Source organism: Allobosea sp. CRIB-10 (assembly GCF_900112185.1).
Classification (GTDB): Bacteria; Pseudomonadota; Alphaproteobacteria; order Rhizobiales; family Beijerinckiaceae; genus Allobosea.
The window spans coordinates 99,248-110,817 of the sequence record NZ_FOKP01000022.1; the positions used below are offsets into that span (position 1 = coordinate 99,248).

The following is an 11,570-nucleotide window of genomic DNA, read 5'->3' on the forward strand; positions in this document are numbered from 1 at the left end:
CGCTATAGGCTGCTTTTACCGCAAGTCCTGACGCGATCTGTAGCGCAACAGTAGCCCAGAGCAAATTCGTCATTAAATTTGTTTTCGAGCTGTGGATTTCGGACAGCTTGACCCTTCTCTGCCACTCGCGGATGGTTCTTTCTGAATCAATTCAAATACTGAATCGTGATAATTAAGTATTATTAATAGCCAAATAAAAGATATGACGAAAAATGGAACCATATAGAGAAACGAAATTGCAGTGTATTTTTGAATTAATATATTAATTTTGCTGTTTATGAGTGTTATCATATCTTTCTGTGATGACATCTCATTGATCGCTTCGAACTCTTTGAGGAGCGCGTTCTCAATGCGATCTGTCCGCGCGCGCTTAGGGGCGCGCCCTGGCGCTGCCGACGACAAGAAGCGAGCGGCTCTGTTGATTTCCCACAATTTTCGTGATGCCAGGATTGGGAGCACTGCAAAAGCGAGCAGCGTCGCATTAAGCGCTATGTCAAAAATCGGTATTGGATGAGTATCAAGTATAGCAGCAAGGTTGCTTATTATCGTAAGTTGATTTACAATAAAGAATATTGTTATATACTCATAAAACTGCTGATTTTTGTTGTTTCTGCTGTAGAATGCAATCAATTTCTCCAGCATTTACGGGCCTTCCGATCATCCGAGGTGGCCAGCCCGGAAAATTCTCCTCGGGCTGGCTGCGCAACTCAGGATTGAGCAGAGACTCGTTGCGATCCGCTTAAAGCACAGCCTTCAATGCCGCGCGCAACGCCGGCTCGCCAGCTTCGTTGCCGCAGATCACGTCCTTGGCCGAGGTCGGCTGCTTGCCGTCGAGCGTGCCGAAGGTGCCGCCCGCCTCACGCACCATCACCGCGCCGGCGCCGAAATCCCAGGTGTTGAGGCCACGTTCCCAATAGGCGTCCATGCGGCCGGCGGCGACATAGGCGATGTCGAGCGCGGCCGAACCCATGCGGCGGACATTGGCGAAGCGGCTCATCACCGCGCCGAGCTCCTTGAGGAAGAGCGGGTGGCCGCCCTTGCCGATATGCGGCACGCCCATGCCGATCAGCATGTCCGACGATTCGCGCCGGCCGGAGACGCGCAGGCGGCGGTTGTTGACATAGGCGCCCTTGCCCTTCTCGGCGATGAAGAGCTCATCCTTGGCGGCGTCGTAGATCACGCCGGCGATGAACTGGTTGTCGCGCTCCAGCGCCACGGAGATGTTCCAGTGCGGGATGCCGCGCAGGAAGTTGTGGGTGCCGTCGAGCGGGTCGATATGCCAGCGATTGCTCTCGTCGGTGCCCTGGACGACGCCGCTTTCCTCCATGACGAAGCCGTAGCCTGGGCGCGCCTTCTCCAGCGAAGCGCGCAGGATCTCCTCGGCCTTGTGGTCGGCCTTGGAGACGAAGTCGCCCGGGCCCTTGGCGAGGACCTGCAGGTTCTCGACCTCGCCGAAATCGCGCTTCAGCGAACGCGAAGCCTTCATCACGGCATCGGTCATCACGGTCATCAGGGGGGAGCGGATCATGTCAAAACCTCGGTGCGCGGTGGCGCGCGGCAGAACGGAGCGGACTATCAAAGAGCGGCGGTGGTCCGTGCGGCCACCGGTTCGGCCGTCACTTGCTCGGTTGGCTCGGCGTCGTCAAGGCCGTGGCTTCGATCCGGTCGGCGGCGAGGCGTGCCGCGCGGGCGCGCTGCTCGGGCGAAAGCCGCTCCACGACCTGGTCGAGCGTGGCGTCGGCGAGGCCCTGCGCACGTGCGGCGAGGTGCCAGGCGGCCGCCTCCGACAGGTCGGGCGGAACGGCGCGGCCGAACTGGTAGAGCTTGGCCAGCCGGTTCTGGGCGATGGCGTTGCCCTTGTTGGCGGCGCGGATGAAGAGCCTGGCGGCCGCCCGCTCGTCCTTGGCGACGCCGTCGCCGTTGAACAGCATGATCGCGTATTCGACCTCGCCGGCGATCAGCCCGTTGGCAGCCGCCTTGCCCATCCATTCGGCGGCCATGCCGTCATCCTGCGGCAGGCCGCGGCCCATCTTGTAGAGCACGGCGAGTGCATGCTGGGCATCGCCGAGACCGGCGGACGCGGCGATCCTGAGGCAGCCGATCGCGCGCTGGTCGTCCTGCGGCCGCCCTGTCGCGAGCAAGGTGATGGCGAGGTTGTAGTTGGCGGCGGGATGGCCAGCCGCCGCCGCCCTCTCCAGCAGGGCGCCGCCCGCCTTCGCATCGCGCGGAACGCCGCGGCCTTCCAGCATCGCCATGCCGAGGGCGAAGATCGCGTTGATGTCGCCCTTGTCGGCTGCCAGGCGGTACCAGTCGACCGCCGCCTTCGGGTCGATGCGGACCCCGAGCCCCTGCCGATAGATCTCGCCGAGCAGCGTCATTGCGGCGGCGTCCTTCGGATCGGCCTCGAGCCGCTGCAGCGCTTCCGACTGGGCGCGGCGATAATGCCCCGCCTGATAGGCGCCATAGGCGAGGTCAGGCTCCGCCGCGGCGGCGGGCAGGGCGAAGGAAGGCATCAGCGCGACGAGGACCATCGCCGGCCAATGTCGCAAGGCGCGGGAACCCTCCCCCCTTGTGGGGGAGGGTTGGGGGGAGGACTGGGCGAGCGCTGAATCGCCTGCGATCGGCCTCACGGCTGTCTACCCCCCTCTCCAGCTCTCCCCCACAAGGGGGGAGAGAGCAGGTCGAGCCTCATCGCGCCGTCCTGCGGGCGTGCTGGGCCGTGATCGCGGCATCGGCCGCAGTCACGGCGGCGCGGATGTCGACGCCGTCGGCAAAGACCCACTCGCCGAGCGCGACGAACTCGGCCCCGGTCTCGATCAGGGCCGGAACCGACTCCGCATCCGGGCAGTAGGCGATGCAGGGCGTCTCGAAGATCTCGGCCCACCACGAGGCTCGCTCGATCACCGCCGGCAGCGGCGGCAAGGAACCGTCAGGCCGCGGCTCGCCGAACATGACGTAGTCGACACCGGCCTCGCCGACATCCATGGCGTCATGGCGCGAGCGCAGGCCCCCTGCCCCGATGATGCGCTCCTGCTTCAGGCTGGAGCGCGCCTCGGCGATTCCCTCGACGCCGCGTGTCAGGTGGACGCCGTCGGCGCCGCCGCGGCTGGCGACCTGGGCCGAAGCCTCGACCAGCAGCGCGACGTTCTGCGCCTGCACCGGCGGAGCCAGGGCTTTCACGCGCTCGGTCAGGCTGCGCTCGTCGCCGGGCGCGAGCCGCAGCAACACGGCGGCGACGTCGCCGCCGGCAAAGGCCTGCATCAGGCGAAAGGAGAGCGCACCGGCATCGGAGACCGGCGGCGTGACGAGCATCAGGCGGGTGCGGGGCGCGGACATATTCATGATCGACTGCGCAAACGCCCCGCAGCGTGGTCCAATGTCAAGACCATGAGCCCGGCGACAAGGCTCCAGAAGGCGGAGCCGACCCCGAACAGCGACAGGCTGGAGGCTGCGACCGCGAAGGTGACGACAGCGGCGAAGCGGTCCTTGTCGCTGCCCATCGCCTGCCCCAGCGCCCCGGTCAGCGAGCCGACGAGGCCGAGGCCGGCGACCGCGACGATCAGCGCCTTCGGCATGGCGAGGATCAGCGCCAGCAGCACGCCGGCGGTCGCCGCAACGGCGAGCCAGAGGAAGCCATACCAGATCCCTGCCTTCCAGCGCTCTTTCGGATCGGGATGGGTGTCGGCGCCGGTGCAGATCGAGGCGCTGATCGCCGCCATGTTGACCATATGCGCGCCGGTCGGCGCGGTCAGGAACGAGATCAACCCGGTGACGAGCAGGCAGGACGCCGTCGGCGGTTGGTAGCCGGAGGCGCGCATCACCGCAAAGCCCGGCAGGTTCTGCGCCGCCATGGTAACGAGATAGAGCGGGATGCCGATGCCGATGATCGCGGTGAGATCGAGCTGCGGGACGATCAGCTCGATATGGGTCAGCGCAACGGGCCCGGCCGGCAGCGTCGCGGCGCCGGTGGCGAAGGCGAGCGCGAGGCCAGCGCCCAGCGCCGCGATGACGCCGAGGAAGGGATTCCACAATCGCGCCAGCAGGAAGACGATGAGCAGCGTCAGCACCAAGGCCGGCTGCAGGCGCATCTCGTCGAAGACGGCGACGACGAAACGGAAGATCACGCCGGCGAGCATGGCCGAGGCGATGCTCATCGGGATGCATTCGACCAATGCGCCGAGCGGGCGGAAGGCGGCGGTCGCCATGATCAGCGCGGCCGCCGCCAGGAAGGCACCGACGGCCGAGGCCATATCGACGCCGCTGACGGCCGCGATCAGCGCCGCGCCCGGCGTCGACCAGGCGCAGATCATCGGCATGCGGTGCCGCCAGGACAGGATGAGGCTGGACAGCCCGGTGGCGATGGCGAGCCCCGCGAGCAGGGAGACGGTCTGTCCCGGCGTCGCGCCGAGCGCCTGCGCGGCCGAGAGGATCACCGCGACCGAAGCCGCGTAGCCGACGAAGACGGCGACGAGCGCGGAAAAGAGCTGGGACATCGGCCGCCCTATCGATCCCAGGCGGTCGGCCAGGTCTCGGCGAGCGTCGCACCGAGGCGTACCGGCCAGACCGCCTTGGCGAGGCCGGTCCGGTCGTCGGTCTCGACCGCGACGCCCGACAGCGTGCCCTCGCCGAGAGCCGGCTCCAGCCGCGAGCCCGGCGTCTTCTGCAGGAAGCGGCGGATCGCCTCCTCCTTCTGCATGCCGAGGATCGATTCGTAGTCGCCGCACATGCCGGCATCGGTCTGGTAGGCGGTGCCGGCCGGCAACACGCGCGTATCCGAGGTCGGGACATGGGTGTGGGTGCCGACGACGAGGCTGGCGCGGCCGTCGAGATAATAGGCCATGGCGAGCTTCTCGCTGGTCGCCTCGGCGTGGACGTCGACGATGACGGCGTCGGCGGCATCTCCCAGCGGGCAGGCGGCGAGCTCGCGCTCCAGCGCCGCGAAGGGATCGTCGAGCGCGTCCATGAACAGCCGGCCCATGACGTTGACGACGAGGACGCGGGCGCCGTTGCGGGCCTCGATCACGGTCGCGCCGCGGCCAGGAGTGCCGGGCGGATAGTTCGCCGGCCGGATCAGGCGCGGCTGGCGCTCGATGAAGACCATCGCCTCGCGCTGGTCCCAGGAATGGTTGCCGAGCGTGACGACATCGGCGCCGGCGGCCAGCGTCTCGTCACAGATCGCCTCGGTGATGCCGAAGCCGCCTGCCGAGTTCTCGCCGTTGATCACGACGCAGTCGAGCTTCCAGCGCTCGCGCAGGGCGGGGAGACGATCCTGGACGGCGAGGCGGCCGGCGCGCCCGACAATGTCACCGAGAAAGAGCAGACGCATGTCACGATCCAACGCTTGGGCTGCGCATCGCAGCCCGTAATTTCGTATCTCCGCGCAAGACAGCCGTCCCGGCGCTCCCAGGCCGCGCGGTGCGATTATGCGGTCTGAGAAAACATGTCGGGACTGCTGCGTCTTGAAGGAAAGGCGCGCCCGCTAATGACGTGATCGCCGCGGCGAAATCAACCGCAGCGGATCGTCTCGTCCTGCGTCACCACCCAGTCCAGGCGGCGGTCATGCGCCTCGGCGGGCACTTCGGCGATCTCCTGCGCCGCATAGGCGATGCCGACAGTGGCGACCGGTTCAAGCTCGGTGATGGCGCGGTCGTAATAGCCCTTGCCATAGCCGATGCGGTAGCCGCGCCGGTCGAAGGCGGCGAGCGGGACGATCAGGATCGTCGGCCTGACCTCGGGCTGCTCGGGAGCCGGCACCAGCGTGCCGAAGCCGCCGGGCACGATCGGCTCCCAGGGCGCCCAGCGCCGGAAATGCATGCGCTTCCCGGCGATGGCCGGCAGGCAGAGCGGCAGGCCGCGCTCGTGAAGGGCTTCCAGGACCGGGCGCGGATCGGCCTCGGAGCGCATCGGCCAATAGGCCGAGACCGGTCCCTGTGTGAGGACCGGCAACGCCAGGACACGGGTGACGATCGCCTCGTCCCAGAGCAGGCGGTCGTCGAGTTCGAGGGTGTCGCGCCGGGCCAGCGCCTCGGCTCGCAGCGCCGCCTTGCGCGGAGAGGGGACGAGGGAGACGGTATCGGTCATGGGGTGCGGAGCCACCTCGGCCGTGGAGATTTCGATCCCGGGACACCTACAAAGTAGGTGGGCGCCGTGTGTCCGGGTCCAGGGACCCGGTCAGGGACAGCTCCCTAGGGAGTCGTATGGGCCCGGGAATACATGACTCGCACGCACCAGGCAGCCCCGCCGCAGCAATGTAGGATACGCGCCGGCAAAGTGCCAGTGGCCTTCAAGCGCGGCATGATCGGCGCCGGCGCCGATCATGCCGAAAGCTGTGCGCGAACATGACGGGCCAGCTCCTCGGCAACTTCGGACATGGCCGATCTGCGGCAATACAGATTGATCGAAAAAGCGCTGAGGCGCGGCAGGCCGCTGGCATCGTCGAGAATGCGCAGGCTGTCCGGCACAGTGGAGGCCAGCATGGGCGAGACCGCCATGTCGGCTTCGACCGTGGCACAGATCGGCTCGAAGCTGCTGACTTCGCAGATAAAACGCCAGTCGCGGCCGGCCTCGGCCAACGCCTTGAGGGCCACGGGACGGTGCGGGCAGGTGTCGTCGCCCGTCGCAATCGGCAAAGGATCACGCCGGAAGGCATCGCCATCCCGCGAGCCGGCCCAAACGAGTGGATCGGTCCGCAAGGTCTCGCCATGCTGAGCGCAGTCGGTCTGGACGGCCATGGTCAGATCGATCTCGCCGCGATCGAGCATGTCGAGTAGGCGGCCGGTCGTGTCGCAGACGATCGAGACCCGCACGCGTGGATGGGCTCGGCCGAAGCGACGCAGAACTGGCGTGCCATAGGGGCGCACAAGATCCGAAGGCATGCCGAACCGGACGTCTCCTGCGAATTCCGGCGCGTTCATCACTGCCCAGACGTCGTCATTGCTGCGCAGCAGCCTTCTCGCCTGTGCCAGCAATCTTTCGCCCTGCGGCGTCAGGCGCAGCGGCCGGCGGTCGCGTCCGATCAGCTGGCAGCGGAACACGCTTTCGAGCCGCTTCAACTGCAGACTCGCCGCAGCCTGCGTCAGGTGCAGGAGGCGCGCTGCGCCGGTGATGCTGCCCGCATCGACGATGGCGTCGAAGGTCCGCAGGAGCGCGATGTCGAGGTTTCGCGGCATGCGATGCCTGAATAAAAATCATTTATGTCCTGCATAATAATTCCAAGCTTTCCTTATGCAAAGCATGTTTCCATGATGCCGCCCATGGCGCAGATGCCGCTGTCGGGATGAAGGCAATGCCGGTCGAAGGACGCTTCACGCTCGCCGCGGTCCAGGCCGCTCACGTGCTGTTCGATCGTGACGGAGCCACCCGCAAGGCATGCCGGCTGATCGGCGAGGCCGCAGCCGCCGGTGCGACGATCGTTGCATTCGGCGAGAGCTGGCTTCCCGGCTACCCGTTCTTCGTCGACGCCACGTTCCAGCCGCTGAGCTGGCAGGCCATGGCGGAATACCATGCCAGCGCCGTCGAGGTGCCGAGCCCGACCACGGACAAGCTGTGCACCGCCGCGAAGAAGGGCAGGGTCGACGTTGTAATTGGGGTCGTCGAGCGCGATACCGCGACGCTCGGCACCGTCTATTGCACGCTTCTCTTCATTGGCCGGGACGGCGCGATTCTTGGTCGGCACCGCAAGCTCAAACCGACGCATGTCGAGCGGGCCGTCTGGGGCGACGGCGATGCTCACGGCCTGCGAGCCTATCAGCGGCCCTATGCCCGGATCAGCGGCCTGAACTGCTGGGAGCACAACATCATCCTGCCGACCTACGCGCTCGCCGCACAGGGAACACAGGTGCATGTCGCCGCCTGGCCCGGGCGAGAGGTCGATCCGGCGCCGGCCCATCCCGACAGCGTCTGGCCGCGGCAGCTCCTGTTGTCACGGGCCTTTGCGTCGCAAGCTGCCTGTTATGTGATCGCAGCAGCCGGGATCAGGCTGACCGAGCACGTGCCGGACCGGTATCGCGAACTGTCGACCTATGAGCATACCGGCGAGAGCTACATCATCGACCCGCGCGGCGAGGTCATCGCCGGGCCGGCGCGAGGCGAGACGATTCTGCTCGCGGAAGGCAGCATGGAGGCCGTACTGGCGGCCAAATCGGCCGTCGACGCCGCCGGACACTATTCGCGGCCCGATCTGCTGCGGCTGGTGATCGACCGCGCGACACCATGCGGGCTGAGTTTTTCACCCGCGCCGGCGCAGCCCACGGCGTAGCGCAGGGTCCCAGAGTAGTTCCGCGATTTTCCGAATCGCGGAACTACTCCATGTCTTTGTTTTATCGCATTTTCTTCACGCGAGCCGGTGTCCACTTCGCTCGAAAACGCTCTAGCGCCAGCCGCCAGTCCGCCTCACGCGCCCCGCGCCATCCCGTGCCGGATCACCCGGTCGATCAGGTCGGGATAGGCGATGCCGCTGGCGGCGAGTGCCTTCGGGAACATGCTGATGTCGGTGAAGCCGGGGATGGTGTTGATCTCGTTGACCAGCGCGCTGCCGTCCGGCCGCAGGAAGAAGTCGACGCGGGCCATGCCGTCGCAGCCGAGCGCATGGAAGGCGCGCTTCGCCAGCACCTGCAGCTTGGCGATCGTCTCCTCGGGCAACTCGGCCGGCACCTCGACGCGGGCGCCGTCCTCGTCGAGATATTTGGCCTCATAGGTGTAGAAGCCATGGCTCGCGGCGGCGACGATTTCGCCGGGCAGCGAGACGATCGTCTCGCCATCGGCCTGCTCCAGCACGCTGAGCTCGATCTCGCGGCCTTCGATGAATTCCTCGACCAGGACGACGCGGTCGTGCCGGAACGCCTCGGCGAGGGCCGCTGCAAAGCTCCCGGCATCGGTCGCCTTGCTGACGCCGACCGACGAACCCTGCCGCGCCGGCTTGACGAAGAGCGGCAGGCCGAGCGCGGCGCTGGCCTCTTCGAAGCTCAGCGTCTCGCCGCTCCGGACGGTGAGCGAGCGGGCGACGCCGAGGCCAGCCTCGCGCAGCAGCCGCTTGGCGATGTCCTTGTCGAGCGCATTGGCCGAGCCGACGATGCCGCAGCCCGCCAGCGGAATGCCGGCGACCTGGGCCAGCCCCTGGACCGAGCCGTCTTCGCCATCGAGCCCATGCAGCACCGGGAAGAGCACGTCGATCTTCGGCAGCGCCTGCGGCGCGGCGCCGTCCTGCAGGCGCAAAAGACACCCCTTTCCGCCAGGCAGCAGGCAGAGCTCGGCGCCGTCCTGTGGGATCGGGTCGGGCAGGACGCCGTTCTGCAGTTCGAGCTCGCGCCACGCGCCGGCCTTGGTGATCAGGATCGGCACGACGTCGTATCTCGCCTTGTCGATCGCCTTGACCACATTGGCGGCGGACATCAGCGAAACCTCGTGCTCCGAGGACTTGCCGCCGAGGAGAATCGCCACCCGAACCCTGTCGCCCATCGCCGCTGCCCTCATCGATTCGCTTCGCCTGCAAAGCGTCAGTCGGGCATGATTGAGGAATTGCAAAGGCGGAGCGACGATCCGCCTTCCGTTTGGACCTGAACGCGATCGGCTCAGGGCCTGGGGCAGCGATTGACTTCGCCGCCGCCATGCGCTTTTCATCGCCATTAGAGCGCATGGGGCGCCACCAGTCCGCGGCAAGGGAGCCTGCTCCCACCCATATCTGAGCGACGACATCGCATCATCGCTTTCTTCCGGCCTGTCGAGCGGACATCAGGCTTTCCTCGGAAGGAAGACCCATGTCTGATCCCACCCGCGACCTCACGCCTCGCTCCAATCTCGAAACGATCCGCCGCCAGGCCAAGCGTTGGCTGAAGGAGATCGAGGCCGGCGACCCCGAGGCCCTTGCCCGCTTCCGCAAGCTGATGCCCGGCCATGCCGGCGCGCCGAAGCTGCGCGAGGTCCAGCACGCCCTCGCCCGCGATTACGGGCTCGCCAACTGGGCGGCCCTGAAGCAGGAACTCGCCACGCGCGAGGCCGCGGCGCGTGGCCATGCCGCGCTCGTCGCGTTGTTCCTGGAGAAATCGGCGCTGCGCTATGGCGTCAGGCCGGGCACGCGGAGCTGGGGCGAGTACGAGGCCGACCGGCCGGCGCGCGGCGCGCTGGCTCAGCGCCTGCTCGACCGCCACCCCGAGATTGCTCGCGACAGCATCCACAGCGCCGTCGCCGCGCATGATCTCGATGCTGTCAATGCGTTCCTGCGCCGGGATGCAGCACTCGCAAACAAGCCGAGCGAGTTCGACGGCTGGACGCCCCTCGTCCGGCTCGCCTTCACCCGATTGCCGAACGAGGCCCTGTCACGCAACGCTATCGCGATCGCGCGGCTCCTGCTCGACCATGGCGCCGATCCGAATGCGCTCTTCAGCGACGGCAGCAATCACTTCACGCCGTTGACGGGCGTCATCGGCGGCGGCGAAAGCAGCCAGCCGCCGCATCCGCAGGCCGAAGCGCTGGCGCGGCTCTTGATCGCCCGCGGCGCTGATCCGCTCAACGGCCAGGCGCTCTACAACACCTCGCTCGGCGCCGACGACGTCACCTGGCTCGATCTGCTCTTTAGCGAGACGGAGAAGCGCGGGCAGAGCAGGCGTTGGCGCGAGCCTGTACGGGAACTGCCGGCGCCGCCGCTCGACTATCTGCTCGGCAATGCCGTGCCGCGCCAGCCGAAGCGGGCGGCCTGGCTGCTCGCTCATGGCGCCAACGCACAGGCGCTCAACGCCTATTCGAAGCAGAGCCTGGTCAGGCAGGCCATGCTCGACGGCCGCAGCGATTTGGTCCGCCTGCTCCTCGACAATGGCGCGAGCCCGGTCGAGCTCAGCCGGCAGGAGGCTTTCACTGCAGCAGTCGCGCGAGGTGACGAGGCCGAGGCGCGCCGTTTGCTCGACGGCAATCCCGAGTTCCTGCGCGATCCGGCGCCGCTCTTCGTCGCAATCCGGCAGGGCAAGCCGGAGATTGCGGCACTCGCGCTCAGGCTCGGTGTCTCGTTGGATGCTGAGACCCGCGACGGCGTTCGCGCTTTGCACGAGGCGGCAGGCAGCGATGCGATCGAGATGGTCGCGCTCCTGGTCGAGGCGGGCGCAGAGATCGACCCGATCGAGCGCCGCTATGGCTCGACCCCGCTCGGCTGGGCGCGGCATCAGGGCGCCAATGCCGCGCAGATCTACCTGGCCTCGCGCAGTCGTGACATCGAAGCCCTGTGCCAGGCCGCCGAGATCGAGCGGCTGGAAGCGCTCTTCGCGGAGGATGCAGCGCTGGCCAATGCGCCGGCCCGCTCCGGCGAGGCGCCGCTGTTCTGCCTCCCCGACGACGACACCAGCGCCTGCGATCTCGTCGAGGTCCTGCTGACGGCAGGGGCTGATCCGGCCAAGCGCAGCGCCGAAGGACTGACGCCGGTGCAGGTTGCGCGCAAGCGGGGGCTGCTGGATGCCGCGGCGCTGCTGGAAGCGTCCCTTCTCCCCTTGCGGATTTCTCTGCGAAAGGGTTCTGGCTTTGAGGTTTGATTGCTGATTCAGTTGGCCTGATCGGAGCGGGATGATCGGCATGTCGGATCAGATGTC

Annotated in this window: 11 protein-coding genes and 1 other RNA gene; 2 read left to right on the forward strand and 10 right to left on the reverse strand. The window is 66.9% G+C overall.

Annotation, left to right across the window (positions count from 1 at the left end; genetic code table 11):
• Positions 1-72: 72 nt before the first annotated feature.
• The 9 genes from BMZ69_RS31295 to BMZ69_RS23405 all read right to left on the reverse strand — a co-directional run bounded on the left by BMZ69_RS31295 (position 73) and on the right by BMZ69_RS23405 (position 7,169).
• Positions 73-642: a hypothetical protein gene (locus BMZ69_RS31295; RefSeq protein ID WP_139219154.1), complete on the reverse strand. Its 570-nt coding sequence runs from the start codon at positions 640-642 to the stop codon at positions 73-75.
• A gap of 97 nt (positions 643-739) precedes the next feature.
• Positions 740-1,528 carry an inositol monophosphatase family protein gene (locus BMZ69_RS23370; RefSeq protein WP_092161328.1) on the reverse strand — a complete coding sequence of 263 codons (789 nt, stop codon included), beginning with the start codon at positions 1,526-1,528 and terminating at the stop codon, positions 740-742.
• Positions 1,529-1,616: 88 nt separating this feature from the next.
• On the reverse strand, positions 1,617-2,549 hold the full coding sequence (locus BMZ69_RS23375) for a tetratricopeptide repeat protein (RefSeq protein WP_244543498.1): 933 nt from the start codon (positions 2,547-2,549) through the stop codon (positions 1,617-1,619).
• A gap of 139 nt (positions 2,550-2,688) precedes the next feature.
• Entirely contained in the window at positions 2,689-3,336 is a 648-nt protein-coding gene (locus BMZ69_RS23380; protein WP_092161330.1) for a thiamine phosphate synthase, read from the reverse strand.
• A 2-nt stretch (positions 3,337-3,338) separates the two neighbouring features.
• On the reverse strand, positions 3,339-4,493 hold the full coding sequence (locus BMZ69_RS23385) for a benzoate/H(+) symporter BenE family transporter (protein WP_092161331.1): 1,155 nt from the start codon (positions 4,491-4,493) through the stop codon (positions 3,339-3,341).
• A gap of 8 nt (positions 4,494-4,501) precedes the next feature.
• Complete coding sequence (locus BMZ69_RS23390; protein WP_092161332.1) at positions 4,502-5,326, reverse strand: TIGR00282 family metallophosphoesterase; 825 nt, start codon at positions 5,324-5,326, stop codon at positions 4,502-4,504.
• 179 nt (positions 5,327-5,505) lie between these two features.
• Positions 5,506-6,081, reverse strand: a complete 576-nt coding sequence (locus BMZ69_RS23395; RefSeq protein WP_092161333.1) for a 5-formyltetrahydrofolate cyclo-ligase — start codon at positions 6,079-6,081, stop codon at positions 5,506-5,508.
• Between the two features lie 4 nt (positions 6,082-6,085).
• Positions 6,086-6,241: non-coding RNA, 6S RNA (ssrS, locus tag BMZ69_RS23400), on the reverse strand.
• 73 nt (positions 6,242-6,314) lie between these two features.
• Positions 6,315-7,169: a LysR substrate-binding domain-containing protein gene (locus BMZ69_RS23405; protein WP_092161334.1), complete on the reverse strand. Its 855-nt coding sequence runs from the start codon at positions 7,167-7,169 to the stop codon at positions 6,315-6,317.
• A gap of 116 nt (positions 7,170-7,285) precedes the next feature.
• Here BMZ69_RS23405 and BMZ69_RS23410 point away from each other — a divergent pair, with 116 nt between their 5' ends.
• Positions 7,286-8,257, forward strand: a complete 972-nt coding sequence (locus tag BMZ69_RS23410; RefSeq protein WP_092161335.1) for a carbon-nitrogen hydrolase family protein — start codon at positions 7,286-7,288, stop codon at positions 8,255-8,257.
• A gap of 134 nt (positions 8,258-8,391) precedes the next feature.
• On the opposite strand, the gene BMZ69_RS23415 is transcribed toward BMZ69_RS23410, so the two are convergent.
• Positions 8,392-9,456, reverse strand: coding sequence for a D-alanine--D-alanine ligase family protein (locus tag BMZ69_RS23415; RefSeq protein ID WP_092161337.1), 1,065 nt, complete (start codon positions 9,454-9,456; stop codon positions 8,392-8,394).
• Positions 9,457-9,755: 299 nt separating this feature from the next.
• Between BMZ69_RS23415 and BMZ69_RS23420 the strand changes: the two genes are divergently transcribed.
• The gene (locus BMZ69_RS23420) at positions 9,756-11,513 is read left to right on the forward strand and encodes an ankyrin repeat domain-containing protein (protein WP_092161338.1); all 1,758 of its coding nucleotides are present in this window, start codon (positions 9,756-9,758) and stop codon (positions 11,511-11,513) included.
• The last annotated feature ends 57 nt before the right edge of the window (positions 11,514-11,570 follow it).